The organism is Methylobacterium sp. A54F (assembly GCF_053346035.1).
Genome location: NZ_JBKFBF010000001.1, coordinates 110,156 through 127,254 on the forward strand (window position 1 = coordinate 110,156; position 17,099 = coordinate 127,254).

Annotated in this window: 12 protein-coding genes; 8 read left to right on the plus strand and 4 right to left on the minus strand. The window is 71.2% G+C overall.

The window, feature by feature from the left end; genetic code table 11:
- The first annotated feature begins 103 nt into the window (after positions 1 to 103).
- Together ACLBXP_RS00560 and ACLBXP_RS00565 are read left to right on the plus strand one after the other, a co-directional pair.
- Entirely contained in the window at positions 104 to 778 is a 675-nt protein-coding gene (locus ACLBXP_RS00560) for a transglutaminase-like cysteine peptidase (protein WP_447665568.1), read from the plus strand.
- Between the two features lie 106 nt (positions 779 to 884).
- On the plus strand, positions 885 to 1,214 hold the full coding sequence (locus ACLBXP_RS00565) for a hypothetical protein (RefSeq protein ID WP_447665569.1): 330 nt from the start codon (positions 885 to 887) through the stop codon (positions 1,212 to 1,214).
- 100 nt (positions 1,215 to 1,314) lie between these two features.
- Here the strand turns inward: ACLBXP_RS00565 and ACLBXP_RS00570 are convergent, their stop codons facing one another.
- The 4 genes from ACLBXP_RS00570 to ACLBXP_RS00585 all read right to left on the minus strand — a co-directional run bounded on the left by ACLBXP_RS00570 (position 1,315) and on the right by ACLBXP_RS00585 (position 5,285).
- Positions 1,315 to 1,851, minus strand: coding sequence for a MucR family transcriptional regulator (locus ACLBXP_RS00570; RefSeq protein WP_447665570.1), 537 nt, complete (start codon positions 1,849 to 1,851; stop codon positions 1,315 to 1,317).
- Between the two features lie 508 nt (positions 1,852 to 2,359).
- Positions 2,360 to 3,553, minus strand: coding sequence for an ABC transporter permease (locus ACLBXP_RS00575; RefSeq protein WP_447665571.1), 1,194 nt, complete (start codon positions 3,551 to 3,553; stop codon positions 2,360 to 2,362).
- A gap of 31 nt (positions 3,554 to 3,584) precedes the next feature.
- Positions 3,585 to 4,022, minus strand: a complete 438-nt coding sequence (locus tag ACLBXP_RS00580; RefSeq protein ID WP_447666197.1) for a DUF4112 domain-containing protein — start codon at positions 4,020 to 4,022, stop codon at positions 3,585 to 3,587.
- A 111-nt stretch (positions 4,023 to 4,133) separates the two neighbouring features.
- Positions 4,134 to 5,285 carry an aminotransferase gene (locus tag ACLBXP_RS00585; RefSeq protein ID WP_447665572.1) on the minus strand — a complete coding sequence of 384 codons (1,152 nt, stop codon included), beginning with the start codon at positions 5,283 to 5,285 and terminating at the stop codon, positions 4,134 to 4,136.
- Between the two features lie 336 nt (positions 5,286 to 5,621).
- Between ACLBXP_RS00585 and ACLBXP_RS00590 the strand changes: the two genes are divergently transcribed.
- The 6 genes from ACLBXP_RS00590 (at position 5,622) to zwf (ending at position 17,096) form a co-directional block, all read left to right on the plus strand.
- Positions 5,622 to 5,768 (plus strand): hypothetical protein, encoded by a 147-nt coding sequence (locus ACLBXP_RS00590; protein ID WP_447665573.1) that lies wholly within the window; start codon positions 5,622 to 5,624, stop codon positions 5,766 to 5,768.
- 210 nt (positions 5,769 to 5,978) lie between these two features.
- Entirely contained in the window at positions 5,979 to 7,322 is a 1,344-nt protein-coding gene (locus ACLBXP_RS00595) for an MdtA/MuxA family multidrug efflux RND transporter periplasmic adaptor subunit (protein WP_447665574.1), read from the plus strand.
- A 79-nt stretch (positions 7,323 to 7,401) separates the two neighbouring features.
- Positions 7,402 to 10,527 (plus strand): MdtB/MuxB family multidrug efflux RND transporter permease subunit, encoded by a 3,126-nt coding sequence (locus tag ACLBXP_RS00600; RefSeq protein ID WP_447665575.1) that lies wholly within the window; start codon positions 7,402 to 7,404, stop codon positions 10,525 to 10,527.
- On the plus strand, positions 10,524 to 13,883 hold the full coding sequence (locus tag ACLBXP_RS00605) for an efflux RND transporter permease subunit (protein ID WP_447665576.1): 3,360 nt from the start codon (positions 10,524 to 10,526) through the stop codon (positions 13,881 to 13,883). The genes ACLBXP_RS00600 and ACLBXP_RS00605 overlap by 4 nt, the downstream gene beginning before the upstream one ends.
- Positions 13,880 to 15,412: an efflux transporter outer membrane subunit gene (locus ACLBXP_RS00610; protein ID WP_447665577.1), complete on the plus strand. Its 1,533-nt coding sequence runs from the start codon at positions 13,880 to 13,882 to the stop codon at positions 15,410 to 15,412. Before ACLBXP_RS00605 ends, ACLBXP_RS00610 begins: the two co-directional genes overlap by 4 nt.
- Before the next feature lie 163 nt (positions 15,413 to 15,575).
- Positions 15,576 to 17,096 carry a glucose-6-phosphate dehydrogenase gene (gene zwf, locus ACLBXP_RS00615; protein ID WP_447665578.1) on the plus strand — a complete coding sequence of 507 codons (1,521 nt, stop codon included), beginning with the start codon at positions 15,576 to 15,578 and terminating at the stop codon, positions 17,094 to 17,096.
- The last annotated feature ends 3 nt before the right edge of the window (positions 17,097 to 17,099 follow it).

Genomic DNA, 17,099 nt, shown 5'->3' on the forward strand with positions numbered 1-17,099 from the left:
CAAATCCTCGGGATCCCGTTAACCCAATCTTAACCAGCCGATTGCTGCCGGATCCCAACCGTGACACGTTCGTTAATGAAAGCTTAACGGTTGGGCCACGGCGATGCGGTGCGCGATTTCGGGGCGGCGGGGTTCGGTGGCGGCGGCCGTGCGGCGGCGCGCGATCGCCGGGGTCGGGCTGCTCGCCGGCGCCCTGGCGGCCCTGGCGGCGGGGCCGGCCGCGGCCCAGACCTTCGCGGCCCTGCCGAGCGTGCCGAGCGTCGCGACGACCTCCGGCGAGGCCCGCCCGATCACGGCCTGGGTCACCTTCTGCCAGCACTACCCGGGCGAGTGCGTCCTCGACCGCACCGAGGCGGCGCAGATCACCCTGACGCCCCACCTGTGGAGCACGATCGTCTCGGTCAACAAGCGGGTGAACAAGTCGGTCGAGGCGATGACCGACATGGACCACCTCCACGTGCCGGACCGCTGGGACCTCGCCGAGGACGGCATCGGCGACTGCGAGGACTTCCAGCTCCTCAAGCGCCACCTGCTGGCCGCCGCCGGCCTGCCCCGCCGGGCGATGCGGATGACCGTGGTCATCGACGAGAAGGGCGAGGGCCACGCGGTGCTGACGCTGATCACCGACCGGGGCGACCTCATCCTCGACAACAAGACCAACGCGGTCCTGCCCTGGAACCGGACCGGCTACACCTTCATCAAGCGCGAGAGCCAGGATGCGGTGGCGTGGGTGTCCCTCGGCCGCAGCACCTCGCCGGTCACCACCGCGAACCGCTGAGCGGGCATCCCGAAACGGCACGCCAACCTTTGGGAAAGGTTATCGCCGGCTTAACGGATTCGGCGCAGGCTGCGCCGATCCCCGACTCCTGCCGAAGCCTGTGCCGATGCCTGCCCTCCGCCCGCGCACCATCGCCGGCCCGCTCCTCGCCGCCGGGCTCCTCGCTGCCGGACAGGCGGCGGCCGGCGAGGCGGCCGAGCGGCACGCGGCCTGGCGCGGCTGCCTGCAGCGCAACTTCGGTCTCCAGGCGACCCTGACGAGCCGCGTCCTCGCCGCGGACGGCGCCCTGCGCGCCTGCACGGCGCCGGAGGCCGCCTACTTCGCGGCGCTCGCGGCCTCGCCGCTCCTCGATGCGGACGACATGGGTCAGGCCCGCGTCGCCCTCCTCGCGCGGGCCAGGGGCTGGCTCCTCGGGCGCAGGACCTCGTCCCTCTGAGAAGATCCGTCGGACGAACGCCCTCGGTGCGTCCCTCGTCCGACCCATCCCCCTCGGCCCGCGCGTCCCGGCGGGGACGCGCACGGCCGGGCCGCGCCCGTCAGGCGGCGGCTGCGGTCTTGCGGCTCTGCGCGCCCTTCGCCGTGGCGGAGGCGGCGCGGCGGCGGCCCTTCGCGGGCGCGGCGGCCTCGGGCTCGGCGGCGGGCTCGGGCTCCGGAGCGGCGCGGCCGGGCTGGCCGAGGCCGAGGCTCTTGGCCAGGGCCGAGCGCTGCGCCGAGTAGTTGGCGGAGGTCGTCGGGTAGTCGGCCGGCAGGCCGTAGCGCTCGCGGTAGCCGTGCGGGTCGAGGCCGTGCTTGGTCAGGTGCCGCTTCAGCGTCTTGTAGGACTTGCCGTCGATGAAGCTGATCAGACCATCCGGCTTGATCGACTTGCGGACCTGCGCCGGCGTCGGCTTCTCGATCGTCTCCGCCTCGACGACGGCCGGGCCGGCCGCGAGGGCCCGCAGCGCGTCGTGCACGTTGGCAATCAGGGCCGGCAGATCGGCGACCGGCACCGAGTTGTTCGACACGTAGGCTGAGACGACATCCACGGTCCGCTCGACGTGGTTCGGCGACGACGTCTGTACAACATCAGACATTGCTGGGATCCTGCTGCAAACTTCCCTCTCGTTTCCGAGTTAAGAGGTTCTCGGATAAAAGCAAGCTCGCTCTAGCAGATATCCGGTGTCGAGATACGCACGAGCCTGCTTCCGAGCCACCCGCCGAGGCATAGAACGGGACAATTCGGCATTCCATCGGCGGATTATTCGTGCAGCTTACGGATGAATGCTCGGTAGTTCGCTCTGGTCAGTGAAGTCCGACAACGTAAGTCGGGAAAATGCCCGCTTTCTCCTCAAACCTGCGACGTCCGGCACCAATCGGTGAGCAGCACGACCAAAAATCGTTCATTCGTGGCGCGCATCGAAGATGAAATTCGATCACGGGCTGGATCACGAAACAAAGAGGCAGATCATCCCGCAGCCCGCCCTGCAATCGTTCGTCGTACGCCGGAGCGGGCACGCAGGGGCGCAAGCATTCCGCCGCAGCGTAGCCGGGCGATGCCGCATTCGTGATGACGATGCCGCGCGAATGCGGTCCTGCCCGAGGTCAGGCGAAGGACTTGCGCGGGTCGAATGCGTCGCGAACCGCCTCGCCGGAGAAGACGAGCAGACTCAGCATCACGGCGATCACCGCGAAGCCCGTGAGCCCGAGCCACGGGGCCTGCGGGCTGTCCTTGCCCTGGGCGAGCATCTCGCCGAGCGACGGCGAGCCGGGAGGGAGCCCGAAGCCGAGGAAGTCGAGGGAGGTGAGGGTGGTGATCGACCCGCTCAGGATGAAGGGCAGGAAGGTGAGCGTCGCCACCATGGCGTTCGGCAGGAGGTGGACGGTCATGATGCGCAGGTTCGACAGGCCGAGGGCCCGCGCCGCCCGCACGTACTCGAAGTTGCGCGCGCGCAGGAACTCGGCGCGCACGACGCTCACCAGGGCGACCCAGGAGAACAGCAGCATGATGCCGAGGAGCACGAAGAAGCCCGGCGCGATGAAGGCCGAGATGATGATGATCAGGTAGAGGGTCGGGATGCCGCTCCAGACCTCGATGAAGCGCTGGAAGGCGAGATCGACCCAGCCGCCGAAGTAGCCCTGCACGGCGCCCGCCGCGACGCCGATCAGCGAGGAGACGACGGCCAGGATCAGGCCGAACAGCACCGAGATCCGGAAGCCGTAGATGACGCGGGCGAGCACGTCGCGGGCGGCGTTGTCGGTGCCGAGCCAGTGGGTCTCGAGGTCGCGGCAGCGGCTGCCGCCGACCTTCTCGGCCGCGGCGCGGCACTCCGCGTCGGTGAGCGTCCAGGTGGGCGGCGAGGGGGAGGCGGTCGGCGGGTTGCTGTCGAAGGTGTTGTAGGAGAACGGGATCGGCGGCCAGATCGCGAAGCCGTTCTCGGCGATTTCCTTGCGGTTCTCCGGCATCCGGTAGTCGGTGTAGGCCAGGAAGCCGCCGAACTTCTCCTCCGGGTAATCCACGACGACCGGGAACAGCCACTCGCCCTTGTAGGAGACGAACAGGGGCCGGTCGTTGGCGATGAACTCCGCGAACAGGCTGAGGACGAACAGGACCACGAAGGTCACGAAGGACCAGTAGCCGAGCCGGTTGCCCTGGAAGTTCGCGAGGCGCCGGCGGTTGAGGGGCGACAGGCCGCGTCGGCCCTCGGGGGCGAGCACCAGGGGCTGGGCGCCGGGCATCGGCGCCGCCACGGCTTGACCCACGGCCTGGGCCTCGGTGAGCGGGGCGATCTCGTTCATCGGCTCCGCTCCCACCGCGCCGGGGCCGGCGCTATCCGTCGAGGCGCACGGCGGTTCCCTCGATCTCGCTCGGGCGCACGCCGCCGCTCCGCTCCAGGTGCCGGCGCAGCAGGCGGACGTTGCGGCGGTTGGCCTTGAAGGCGGCGTCGAACAGGTCGCCCGCCAGCGGCACCGCCCCGACGAGCCCGTCGAAGGCGACGTTCATCGCCATGCGGGCGATGAGCCAGCGGGGCGCTCCGAGGCGCTTGGCCTCGTAGACGATGTAGGACGACAGCACCATGCCGGCGACGTCGCCCACCACCGGCACGAGGCCGATCACCGCCTCGAGGCCGACCCGCCGGTTGAGGCCGGGGATCAGGAAGGCGGAATCGAGGAGGTGCGCCAGCTGCTCGAGGCGGGCGAGGCTCGCGGCCCGGTCGGCATCGGTCGCGCCGAAGGGCGGCACGGCGCCGACCCGCGTGAAGTCCATGGTCGGGGCCCGGGAGAAGGCGTTCGTCTTCATGGGGGAGGATGTGGCCCCGCACCGGGGGCGCCGCAAGGATCGGCGTGGCGCGGATCGGCGCCGCGAGGATCGCGCCCATCAGGCCGCCCTCCGCAGGAGCCCGGCCATCCGCTCCACCGCCGCGTCGAGGGTGGCGTCGTCCTTGGCGAAGCAGAGGCGCACGAGGGTCCGCACCGGGTCGGCGCCGTAGAAGGCGCTCACCGGAATCGCCGCCACGCCGTGCCGGCGCACCAGCGCCTCGCAGAAGGCGACGTCGTCGGCGTGGCCGAGCCCCCCGATGTCGATGTTGAGGAAGTAGGTCGCGGCCGAGGGCAGCACCCGGTAGCCCGCCCCGGCGAGCCCCGCGGCGAGGCGGTCCCGCGCCCGCGCGTAGCCGGCGCGCATGTCCCGGAAGTAGGCGTCCTCCTTGCCGAGCCCCCAGGCCACCGCCGCCTGCAGGTTCGGGGGCGTCGTGAAGGTGAGGTACTGGTGCGCCTTGGCGAGCACCCGCATCAGGCCCGGGGCCGCCATCACGAACCCGACCTTCCAGCCGGTCAGGCTGAAGATCTTGCCGGCCGAGCCGATCTTCACGGTCCGCTCGCGCATGCCCGGCAGGCCGATCAGCGGGATGTGGGGCGCCTCGAAGACGACGTGCTCCCAGACCTCGTCGCAGATCGCCACGGCGTCGAAGCGGCGGCAGAACCCGGCGAGCCGGTCGAGGTCCGCCCGCCCGAACTGCGTCGCGCTCGGGTTGAGGGGATTGTTGAGAATCACGGCCCGCGTGCGCGGGCCGAAGGCCGCGGCGAGGTCCGCCTCCGCGAGGCGGAAGTCCGGCGGCTGCAGGGTGACGAGGCGGGGCACGCCCCCGGCGCGGCGGATCAGGGGCAGGTATGCGTCGTAGGCGGGCGCGAACACCACCACCTCGTCGCCGGGCTCGATCAGCGCCAGGAGGGCGCCGGCGAGCGCCTCGGTGGCGCCCGACGTCACCATCACCTCGGTCTCGGGGTCTAGGGCGAGGCCCTGGTGGCGGGCGTAGTGCGCGGCGATCGCCTCGCGCAGCGCCGGCAGGCCCATCATCGGCGGATACTGGTTGTTGCCGTCCCGCAGGGCGTCCGCCGCCCGCTCGCGGAGGTCGGCGGGTCCGGGCGCGTCCGGGAAACCCTGGCCGAGGTTGATCGCCCCGTGCTCGCGGGCGAGGCGGGACATCGTCTCGAACACCGAGGTCGGGAGATCCGAGAGGACGCGGTTCATGCCTGAGCGGTGGGCGTTGCGGTCATGGCCCGCTCTAACACGCACCGTTCAGGGCGGGAAACGTGCGCAAGCGCACGTCGCTTCGGCTCCCTTGCTTCCGAAGCTCTGACGATTGTTGACATTCATCAGTCGTGAAGTATCTCTTGCTGACACGGCTGGAACGGCGTGTCGCGGCGCGGAACTCCGCCCCCTCGTTTCGCTCCTGCGATACGCCGCTCCGGTCGTGGATCGGGCCGCCATCTCCCTGGCGGCCCTTTTCGCGTGACGCCACGGCCGTCGCCGCCTATCGGTGGCCGGGCCCCGCACGACGGCCGGCCAGCCACACCCATCGCGGTCATGCGAACCTGTCTCCTCCTCGCGCTCGCGACCGGTCTCCTGGGCCTCGGCCTGCGCCTCGCCGTGCCGGTCGCGCCGGTGGACGAGCCGATGCGGGACGTCATCCGCTTCTATCAGTCGCTCCCGGCGGGCCAGCAACATCCCTGAAACGCCGACGCCGTACTGGCGTCTCATTGAACGCTCATGGCGGACGTCATGCAGACCGCTCGACCGAAGATGCCGCACCGGGTGCGCAGCCGTTCGGGACTTGCACGGGCGGTGGCGGGGACGAACTCTATCTGGAACAGTTCGCAGGAGCGGTTCGACGGTGCGCGTCATCGGGGCCGGCGTCGCGCAGGCTCCTCGGGTTAGGCAGTCATGAACGAGAGTTCACCGATCCGGACCGAACGGGCACGGGCCTTCCCGGAGGCGCCGGCCCCCGCGCGCACGCGCCGCCGCTCGCGCCTTCTCCGCTGGCTCCTCCTGCTCGTGGCACTCATGGCCGCGGGCGCGGTGGCCCATCGCTGGTACGACGCGCGCAGCACCCGCGACGCGGAGGGCACGGCGGCCCCCGGCAAGGGCGCGGGCCGCGGCGGCCGGCACATGGGCGACCAGCCGCAGGTCGTCGGCATCGCGGGCATCACGGCCGGCGACGTCCCGGTGATCCTGCAGGGGCTCGGCACGGTGACGCCGCTCGCCACCGTGACGATCCGCTCGCAGATCAGCGGCTACCTCACCGAGATCGGCTATCGCGAGGGCCAGATGGTCAAGAAGGGCGATTTCCTCGCCCAGATCGACTCGCGCCCCTACGAGGCGCTGCTGGCGCAGTACCAGGGCCAGCTCGCCCGGGACCAGGCGCTCCTGCAGAACTCGAAGCTCGACCTCGCCCGCTTCCAGCGGCTCGCGCAGCAGGATTCGATCTCGAAGCAGAACGTCGACACGCAAGGAGCCCTCGTGAAGCAGAACGAGGGCACGGTGGCGGCCGACCAGGCGCTCGTCGACCAGCAGCGGCTCAACATCACCTACACCCGCATCATCGCGCCGGTGGACGGCCGGGTCGGCCTGCGTCAGGTGGACCAGGGCAACTACATCACCGCCGCCTCGACCGCGATCGTGGTGGTGACGCAGCTCCACCCGATCTCCGTCCTGTTCACCCTGCCGGAGGACGACGTGTCCCGCGTGATGCGGCAGGTGCGGGCCGGCGCCAGGCTGACGGTGCGCGCCTACGACCGCGGCGACGCCCACGAGATCGCCGCCGGCACCCTCGACACGGTGGACAACCAGATCGACACCACCACCGGCACCGTGCGCCTGCGCGCGCTCTTCCAGAACGACGACGAGGCGCTGTTCCCGAACCAGTTCGTCAACGCCAAGCTCACCGTCGACACGGTGCGCAACGCGCCGCTGGTGCCGAACAACGCGATCCTGCAGGGCACGCCGGGCACCTACGTCTACCTGATGGACGGGGACGACAAGGTCGTGGTCCGCCCGATCAAGACCGGCGAGACCGACGGCACCCGCACGGTGGTGCTCTCCGGCCTCCAGGTCGGCGACAGGGTCGTCACGGACGGCACCGACCGCCTGCGCGACGGGGCCCCCGTGAAGATCGCGAGCGACGCGGCCGCGGGCGCCGACAAGCCCGCGGCGGACAAGGCCGCGACGGACAAGGCCGCCGCGTCCGGCGAGGAGCCGCGCCGCCACCGGCGCCGCCAGGCGCCGTGAGCGGGAACGTGCCCAGGGCCCGCCCGAGGCGCGCCGCTCGCCCCTCCCCCGGCAGAGCGGGGAGGGAGGGCGCACGCCCATGAACCCCTCCCGCCTGTTCATCCTGCGGCCGGTGGCCACCACGCTGCTGATGCTGGCGATCCTGATCGTCGGCGCGGTGTCCTACCTGAACCTGCCGGTCTCGGCCCTGCCCTCCGTCGACTACCCGACGATCCAGGTGCAGACCTTCTATCCGGGCGCGAGCCCGGAGGTGATGACCTCCGCCGTCACCGCGCCGCTGGAGCGGCAGTTCGGGCAGCTCGCCAACCTCAACCAGATGACCTCGCAGAGCTCCGCGGGGGCCTCCGTCATCACGCTGCAGTTCAGCCTCGACCTCCCCCTCGACATCGCGGAGCAGCAGGTCCAGGCGGCGATCAACGCGGCCGGCAACCTGCTGCCCTCCGACCTGCCGGCGCCGCCGATCTACGCCAAGGTGAACCCGGCCGACGCGCCGGTCCTGACGCTGGCGCTGACCTCGAAGACGCTGCCGCTGACGCAGGTGCGCGACCTCGCCGAGACGCGGCTCGCCCAGAAGATCAGCCAGGTGGCCGGCGTCGGCCTCGTCAGCATGGGGGGCGGGCAACGGCCCGCCGTGCGGGTGCGCTTCAACGCCCGGGCGCTCGCGGCCTACGGGCTCAACATCGACGACCTGCGCACCACGATCACGAACCTCAACGTCAACACGCCGAAGGGCAACATCGACGGGCCGAAGCAGTCCTACGCGATCAACGCGAACGACCAGATCCGCGACCCGAAGGTCTACGACGCGGCGATCATCGCCTACCGCAACGGCGCCCCCGTGAAGCTCTCGGACGTCGCCGACGTGGTGGAGGGCCCGGAGAACACCAAGCTCGGCGCCTGGGCGAACGAGACCCCGGCCGTCATCCTCAACATCCAGCGCCAGCCCGGCGCCAACGTCATCGCCACCGTCGACAAGATCAAGGCGCTGCTGCCCCAGCTCCAGGCGACGCTGCCGGCCGCCATCACGGTGACGCCGCTGACCGACCGCACCACCACCATCCGGGCCTCGGTGGAGGACGTGCAGTTCGAGCTCGGCCTCGCCATCGCCCTCGTGGTGCTGGTGATCTTCCTGTTCCTGCGCAGCCTCTCGGCGACGCTGATCCCGAGCCTGTCGGTGCCCCTCTCCCTGATCGGGGCGCTCGCCGTGATGGACCTCTACGGCTTCTCCCTCGACAACCTGTCCCTGATGGCCCTCACCATCGCCACGGGCTTCGTCGTGGACGACGCCATCGTGGTGATCGAGAACATCGCCCGCCACGTCGAGGACGGGGACTCGCCCCTCGAGGCCGCGCTGAAGGGCTCGCGCGAGATCGGCTTCACCATCATCTCGCTCACCGTCTCGCTGATCGCGGTGCTGATCCCGCTCCTGTTCATGGGCGACGTGGTGGGGCGCCTGTTCCACGAGTTCGCGATCACCCTCGCGGCCACCATCGTGATCTCGGCGGTGGTCTCCCTCACCCTCGTGCCGATGCTGTGCGCGCGCCTCCTCCGGCACGAGCCGGAGGGGCAGGCGCGCCGCCGCGAGGGCGTGCTGTCGCGCCTCGGCCGCCGGGCGGTCGACGGCACCATCGCGTCCTACGGGCGGTCCCTGCGGGTCGTCCTGAACAACCAGGGCCTGACCCTCCTCGTCACGCTCGGCACCGTGGCGCTCACCGCCTACCTGTTCGTGGTGATCCCCAAGGGCTTCTTCCCCGTGCAGGACACGGGGGTGATCCAGGGCATCACGCAGGCCGACCAGTCGGTCTCCTACGCGGCCATGGCGGAGCGCCAGCAGCGGCTCGCCGCGATCCTCGTCAAGGATCCGGACGTGGCGAGCCTGTCCTCCTTCATCGGGGTCGACGGCCAGAACGTGACTTTGAATTCCGGCCGGCTGCTCATCAACCTGAAGCCGCGCGACGCCCGGAGCGGCAGCGCCTCGGAGATCATCCGGCGCCTGCGGGCCGCCACCGCGGACGTCTCCGGCATCCGCCTCTACATGCAGCCGGTGCAGGACCTGACGATCGACACCGCGGTCTCGGCCACGCAGTACCAGGTGATCCTCGAGAGCCCGAACCTCTCCGAGTTCGAGACCTGGGTGCCCCGCTTCGTGGACGCCCTGAAGGGGTCCCCCGTCCTCGCCGACGTGGCGAGCGACTACCAGGGCAGCGGGCTCTCGGCCTACGTCACCATCGACCGGCCCACCGCCGGCCGCTACGGCATCACGCCGGCCACCATCGACAACGCGCTCTACGACGCGTTCGGCCAGCGCATCATCTCGACGATCTTCACCCAGTCGAACCAGTACCGGGTGATCCTCGAGGCGGACCCGGACCTCCACCGCACGGTCGAGAGCCTGGACACGATCTACCTGCCCTCCTCCACCGCCTCGAACGGGCAGGTGCCGCTCTCGGCGGTGGCCCGCGTCAGCGAGCGGCGGGCGCCGCTCCTCATCAGCCACCTGGGGCAGTTCCCGGCCACCACCGTCTCGTTCAACCTCGCCCCCGGGGCGGCGCTGGGGCAGGCGGTGGATGCGATCGACGCGGCCAAGGCCGCGGTCGCCCTGCCGGAGAGCTTCCGGGTGGTGCCGCAGGGCTCGGTCTTCGCCTTCGAGGCGGCGCTCGGCAACGAGCTGTTCCTGGTGCTCGCCGCGATCGTCACCGTCTACATCGTGCTCGGCGTCCTCTACGAGAGCTTCATCCACCCCATCACGATCCTCTCGACGCTGCCGTCCGCCGGCATCGGCGCCCTCCTGGGCCTGATGCTGTTCGGGCTGCCCCTCGACATCATCGCGATCATCGGCATCGTGCTGCTCATCGGCATCGTGAAGAAGAACGCGATCATGATGATCGACTTCGCGCTCCAGGCCGAGCGCGAGGAGGGCCTGAGCCCGCGCGACGCGATCTACGAGGCCTGCCTTCTGCGCTTCCGCCCGATCCTGATGACGACGCTCGCCGCCCTGTTCGCGGCGGTGCCGCTGATCGTCGGGACCGGCGTCGGCTCCGAGCTGCGCCAGCCGCTCGGCATCGTCATCGCGGGCGGCCTCATCGTCAGCCAGGTGCTGACGCTGTTCACGACCCCGGTGATCTACCTCGCCTTCGACCGCCTGGAGCGCCGCCTCACCGGCCGCCGCCCGAGCGGCCTGCCGGGCGTCGAGGCGCTGCCGTGAACGTCTCCGAGCCGTTCATCCGGCGGCCCGTCGCCACGACGCTGCTGACGATCGGCGTGCTGATCGCGGGGATCTTCGCGTTCCTGAAGCTGCCGGTGGCGCCCCTGCCCCAGGTGGACTTCCCCGTCATCCTCGTGCAGGCGCAGATGGCGGGCGCCTCGCCCGACACCATGGCGACGACGGTGGCAGCACCGCTCGAGCGGCGCCTCGGGGTCATCGCCGACGTCAACGAGATGACCTCGACGAGTTCCACCGGCACGGTGCGCATCGTCCTGCTGTTCGGGCTCAACCGCGACATCGACGGCGCCGCCCGCGACGTGCAGGCGGCGATCAACGCCGCCCGGGCCGACCTGCCGACGGCGCTTCGCACCAACCCGACCTACCGCAAGTTCAACCCGGCCGACGCGCCGATCCTGATCCTCGGGCTGACGTCCAACACTCTGACGCCGGGCCAGCTCTACGATTCCGCCGCCACGATCGTGCAGCAGAAGATCTCGCAGCTCTCCGGCATCGGCAACGTCGACATCGGCGGCTCCTCGCTGCCGGCGGTGCGCGTCGAGCTCGATCCCACCGCCCTGTTCAACTACGGCATCGGGCTCGAGGGCATCCGGGCGGCGCTGGCCTCGGCCAACGCCAACTCGCCGAAGGGGGCCATCGAGACGGCGGACCGCCACTACCAGCTCTACGCCAACGACCAGGGCCGGCAGGCCTCCGACTACCGCGATATCGTGGTGGCCTACCGCAACGGGGCCGCCGTCCGGCTCACCGACGTCGGACAGGTGCTGGACGGCGTCGAGGACAAGCGCAACCTCGGCCTCGTCAACGGCAAGCCCGGGGTGATCCTGTTCGTCTACAAGCAGCCGGGCTCGAACGTCGTCGAGACCATCAAGGGCCTGAAGGCCGCGATCCCGCAGATCCAGGCGGCGCTGCCCGGCGACATCGACCTCACCATCACGGGCGACCGCAGCGCCACCATCCGGGCCTCGCTGGCCGAGACCGAGGAGACGCTGCTCATCGCGGTCGGCCTCGTGATCCTCGTGGTGTTCGTGTTCCTGCGCTCGGGGCGCGCCACCCTGATCCCGGCGGTCGCCGTGCCGATCTCGATCATCGGCACCTTCTCGGCCATGTACCTGTTCGGCTACTCCCTCGACATCCTGTCGCTGATGGCCCTCATCATCGCGACGGGCTTCGTGGTGGACGACGCCATCGTGGTGCTGGAGAACTGCCAGCGCCACATCGAGCTCAGGCGGCCCCGCATCGAGGCGGCGCTCCTCGGCGCCCGCGAGGTCGGCTTCACGGTGATCTCGATGAGCCTGTCGCTCATCGCCGTGTTCCTGCCGATCCTGCTGATGGGCGGCCTCGTCGGGCGGCTCTTCCAGGAATTCGCCGTCACCCTGTCGCTCGCGATCCTGATCTCCCTCGTCCTGTCGCTCACCACGACGCCGATGATGTGCGCGCGCCTGCTGCGCCCGGAGGCGCACGGGGCGGGCGGGCGCCCGAACCTTCTGGTCCGCGCCCTGGAGGGCGCCTTCGACGCCACGCTCGCCGCCTACGAGCGCTCCCTGCGCTTCGCGCTGCGCCACCGCCGCCTCGTGCTCTTGACCCTGTTCGCGACGATCGGGCTCAACGTCTACCTCTACGTGATCGTGCCGAAGGGCTTCTTCCCCGAGCAGGACACGGGGCAGATGATGGGCGGCATCCAGGCCGACCAGCGCATCTCGTTCCAGGCGATGGAGCAGAAGCTGCGCCAGGCCACCGCCATCGTGCAGGCGGACCCGGCGGTCGACAGCGTGGTGGGCTTCACGGGGGGCCGGGGCACCAACTCCGCCAACGTCTTCGTCGGCCTGAAGCCCCGGGCCGAGCGGCCGCCGATCGAGCAGGTGATGGCGCGCCTGCGCCCGAAGCTCGCCCAGGTCGCGGGCGCGCGCCTGTTCCTGTTCCCCCGGCAGGACCTGCGCATGGGCGGGCGCCAGAGCTTCGCCCAGTACCAGTACACCCTGCAGGGCGACACCGCGGAGGAGCTCTACGCCGCGGCCCCGAAGCTGCTCCAGGCGCTCCAGCGCAACCCGATCTTCGCCGACGTGACCTCCGACCAGCAGGAGGGGGGGCTGGAGAGCCGCCTCGTGATCGACCGGGCGACCGCCTTCCGCTACGGCATCACGCCCGACAAGATCGACAACACGCTCTACGACGCCTTCGGCCAGCGCCAGGTCTCGACGATCTACAACCCCCTCAACCAGTACCACGTCGTGATGGAGATCGCCCCGCGCTACCTCCAGAGCCCGGAGACGCTGAAGACGATCTACGTCTCGACGTCGGGCGGCAAGGCGCGGGGCTCGGCCACCACGAACGCGGTCGCCGGCACGGTGGCGGCGAACGGCACCACCAACACCAATGCCCAGGGGAACGCGACGGCGACCGGCGCCACGGCGACCGGCGCGACGGCGGCCACCACCGACGCGGCGACGGCCGCGGCGCTCGCGGGCGATTCCGCCCGCAACGCCGCCGCGAACGCCATCGCGGCGAGCAAGGGGGGCGCCTCGTCGAGCGCGCCGGTCTCGGCCGCCCGGGAGACCATGATCCCGCTCTCCGCCTTCGCGCGGCTCGAGACCGGCAACGCCCCCGTGCAGGTGAGCCACCAGGGCCTGTTCGTGGCCACCACGATCTCGTTTAACCTCGCGCCGGGGCGCAGCCTGTCGGATGCGACCGCGGCGATCGAGACGGCGATGGCGGACCTGCGCCTGCCCGCCACCATCCACGGCGAGTTCGCGGGCGCGGCCAAGAACTACCAGGCCTCGGCCTCGCGCCAGCCGCTCCTGATCCTGGCCGCGATCCTCGCCGTCTACACGATCCTCGGCATCCTCTACGAGAGCTTCGTGCACCCCATCACGATCCTCTCGACGCTGCCGTCCGCCGGCATCGGGGCGCTGCTGGCGCTCCTCGTCTCGGGCACCGAGTTCACGGTGATCGCCCTCATCGCCGTGTTCCTGCTCATCGGCATCGTGAAGAAGAACGCGATCATGATGATCGACTTCGCCCTCGATGCGGAGCGCACCCGCGGGGCCGACCCGCACGGCGCGATCTTCGAGGCCTGCCTCTTGCGCTTCCGGCCGATCATGATGACAACGGCCGCCGCGCTCCTCGGCGCGGCCCCGCTCATCATGGCGGGCGGCGAGGGCTCGGAACTGCGGCGGCCCCTCGGCATCGCCATCATCGGCGGCCTGATCGTGAGCCAGATCCTGACCCTCTACACGACGCCCGTGGTCTACCTGTACCTCGACCGCCTCCGGCACTGGGTGCTCGCGCGCCGCCGCCGGCGCACGGGCGGCGCAGCCCCCCTCCCGGCCGCCGAATGAGCACCGTCCCGGATCGGGCGCGCACCGCCGGCCCCTGGCCCGCGGGGCGCCTCGCCCTCGCCCTGCTGCTCGCGACCTCGCTGTCGGGCTGCCTCGTCGGGCCCGACTACGCGCGCCCCTCCGTCGAGACGCCCCTCGGCTTCAAGCAGGGCGGCGCCCGCGAGGACAGCGCGGCCGCGGTCGCGGGCCGGAAGGGCTGGCGCATCGCGCAGCCCAACGACGCGGCCGAGCGGGGCGACTGGTGGCGGGTGTTCAAGGACCCGACCCTCGACCGGCTGATCCGGCTCGTCGACGTCGACAACCAGAACCTCCGCCAGGCGGTGGCGAACTACCGCGCGGCCCGCGCCCTGGTGGAGCAGGCGCGCGCCGCCCTCTACCCGACCGTGATCGGCGCGCCGAGCATCACGCGCCTGCGCACGGCCGGCGTCGAGCGCACCAGCATCTCGCTCCAGGGCCAGGCGAGCTGGGAGCTCGACCTGTTCGGCGGCATCCGCCGCAACATCGAGAGCGAGGTGGCGCTCGCCCAGGCCGACGCCGCCCAGATCGCCCTGGTGCGCCTCGCGACCCAGGCGGAGGTGGCCACCGCCTACCAGCAGCTGCGCTACACCGACTCGCTGCAGCGCCTGCTCAACGAGACCGTGGAGATCTTCCGCCGCACGCAGGCGATCACCGAGAACCAGTACAACGCCGGCACCGCCGCCCGCTCGGACGTGATCACCGCGCAGACGCAGGTGCAGACCGCCCAGGCCCAGGCCATCGCGGCCGGGCTGCAGCGGGCGACCTACGAGCACGCCATCGCGACCCTGATCGGGCGCCCGCCCTCGGAGCTCACCATCCCGGTGGGGGCGCTCGCGCAGCGCCCGCCCGCGGTTCCGGTCGGCATCCCGTCGGCGCTCCTGGAGCGCAGGCCCGACGTCGCCCAGGCCGAGCGCACCGTGCAGGCCCAGAGCGAGCGCATCGGCGTCGCGGTGGCGGCCTTCTTCCCCACCGTGACGCTCTCGGCCTCCGGCGGCATCCTGGGCAGCCCCGCGGGCGGCCTGTTCTCGGCGGCCAACCAGGTCTGGTCGGTGGCGGCCTCCGGCACGGAGGTGCTGTTCGACGGCGGCGCCCGCGCGGCGGCCCTGCGCGCCTCCGAGGCCACCTACGACGCCAGCGTGGCGAGCTATCGCCAGACCGTCCTCGCCGCCTTCGCGGAGGTGGAGAACGGGCTCGCCGGCGTGCGCATCCTCGCCCGCCAGCAGGCCGCGCAGGACGCCGCCGCCGAATCCGCCCGCCGCGCCGTCGAGATCACCCTCAACGAGTACCGGGCGGGCACCCAGAACTTCACGACCGTCGTCACCGCCCAGGCGCTGCTCCTGACGAACGAGGTCAACGCGCTGGCGGTCAGGCTCAACCGCTTCACCACGGCCGTGACCCTGATCCGGGCGCTCGGCGGCGGCTGGGACGCCCGCGCCCTGCCGAGCGGACCCGAGCTGACCGGGGCCCGCCTGCCGATCGACCGCGGCCAAGCGGTGCGCCCGGACGAATAGTCCGGGTGCCCGGACGAGTCGGACGGGCCCCCGGACGGAGTCGGACAGGCCCCCGGACACGACGGGCGTCACCGGTCCGCGAGGAGCCGGAACGGCGAAGCCGGTCGCCCGTTGGAGCCACGATTCCCGCTGGAACCGGGCGGGCCGCAGGAAAGCTTCCGCCATGGACCAGCCCGCCACGCCGAAGGACAAGGCCGCCTGCGGCACGAAGCCCGCCCCGCCCTGCACCCTGGTGATCTTCGGGGCGGCCGGCGACCTCACCAAGCGGCTCCTGATGCCGGCCCTCTACAACCTGTCGGGCGCGCATCTCCTCGACCCGGGCTTCCGGATCCTCGGCGTCGATCACAACGACAACACCGACGAGAGCCTGCGCGGGGAGCTGACGGAGGCGATGAACGCCTTCACGAAGGACCCGGGCTCCGAGTTCCACGCCGCCGAGATCGACGCGACGGACTGGGGCTTCGTCCGCGAGCGCATCCACTTCCAGAAGGCCGACTTCACGGACGCGGAGAGCTTCCGGACCCTCGGGAGCCGGCTCTCGGGCAACGTGATCTTCTACCTCGCGGTGGCCTCCCGCTTCTTCGGCACGATCGTCGAGGGGCTCGGGCAGGCCGGGCTGCTGAAGCAGGACGAGGGCGCCTTCCGGCGCGTCGTCATCGAGAAGCCGTTCGGCTCCGACCTCGCCTCCGCGCAGGCGCTCAACGCGCGCATCCTGGCGCAGGGCGACGAGAGCCAGTTCTACCGGATCGACCATTTCCTGGGGAAGGAGGCGGTGCAGAGCATCATGGCGCTGCGCTTCGCCAACGGCATGCTGGAGCCGGTCTGGCGGCGGGAATACGTCGACCACGTCCAGATCACGGCGGCCGAGACGGTGGGGGTCGAGCTGCGCGGCGGCTTCTACGAGCCGACCGGGGCGCTGCGCGACATGGTGCCGAACCACCTGTTCCAGCTCCTCTCCATGGTGGCGATGGAACCGCCGAACTCCTTCGACGCGGAGGCCGTGCGCACCGAGAAGGCGAAGCTCGTGGAGGCCGTGAAGCCGGTCGGCCCGGGGGACGCCGTGCGCGGCCAGTACACCGCCGGACACCTGCAGGGCCGCGACGTGGCGGCCTACCGCAACGAGCCCGACGTCGCGAAGGACTCGGTGACGGAGACCTACGTCGCCCTCAAGCTCGAGATCGAGAACTGGCGCTGGGCCGGCGTGCCCTTCTACCTGCGCACCGGCAAGCGCATGACGGGCCGGCGGACCGAGATCGCGATCCACTTCAAGCCGCCGCCCTTCCACCTGTTCGCCGACACGGCGGTGACCGAGCTCGCCCCGAACATCATGCGCCTGACGATCGATCCGGACCACGGCGGCAGCACCGAGCTCAACGTGAAGCGGCCCGGCCCCCGCATGGAGATCGCGCCGCTGCGCACCCGCTTCCGCTACGCGGACTTCTTCGCCGAGACCCCGAACGTCGGCTACGAGACGCTGCTCTACGACTGCATGACCGGGGATGCGACGCTGTTCCAGCGCGCCGACAACATCGAGGCCGGCTGGGCCGCGGTCGAGCCGCTCCTCAAGGGCTGGCCCCAGGGCGACGTGGCGTTCTACGCCGCCGGCAGCGCCGGCCCCGAGGCCGCCGACGCCCTGCTCGCCCGGGACGGCCGGCGCTGGCTGCCCCTCGACGACGCGGGCTGAAAC

Bases quoted from the DNA above. Each gene is read 5' to 3' on its own strand.
- ACLBXP_RS00560 (WP_447665568.1), top strand. From the start codon at position 104: ATGCGGTGCGCGATTTCGGGGCGGCGGGGTTCGGTGGCGGCGGCCGTG.
- ACLBXP_RS00565 (WP_447665569.1), top strand. From the start codon at position 885: ATGCCTGCCCTCCGCCCGCGCACCATCGCCGGCCCGCTCCTCGCCGCC.
- ACLBXP_RS00570 (WP_447665570.1), bottom strand. From the start codon at position 1,851: ATGTCTGATGTTGTACAGACGTCGTCGCCGAACCACGTCGAGCGGACC.
- ACLBXP_RS00575 (WP_447665571.1), bottom strand. From the start codon at position 3,553: ATGAACGAGATCGCCCCGCTCACCGAGGCCCAGGCCGTGGGTCAAGCC.
- ACLBXP_RS00580 (WP_447666197.1), bottom strand. From the start codon at position 4,022: ATGGACTTCACGCGGGTCGGCGCCGTGCCGCCCTTCGGCGCGACCGAT.
- ACLBXP_RS00585 (WP_447665572.1), bottom strand. From the start codon at position 5,285: ATGAACCGCGTCCTCTCGGATCTCCCGACCTCGGTGTTCGAGACGATG.
- ACLBXP_RS00590 (WP_447665573.1), top strand. From the start codon at position 5,622: ATGCGAACCTGTCTCCTCCTCGCGCTCGCGACCGGTCTCCTGGGCCTC.
- ACLBXP_RS00595 (WP_447665574.1), top strand. From the start codon at position 5,979: ATGAACGAGAGTTCACCGATCCGGACCGAACGGGCACGGGCCTTCCCG.
- ACLBXP_RS00600 (WP_447665575.1), top strand. From the start codon at position 7,402: ATGAACCCCTCCCGCCTGTTCATCCTGCGGCCGGTGGCCACCACGCTG.
- ACLBXP_RS00610 (WP_447665577.1), top strand. From the start codon at position 13,880: ATGAGCACCGTCCCGGATCGGGCGCGCACCGCCGGCCCCTGGCCCGCG.
- zwf (WP_447665578.1), top strand. From the start codon at position 15,576: ATGGACCAGCCCGCCACGCCGAAGGACAAGGCCGCCTGCGGCACGAAG.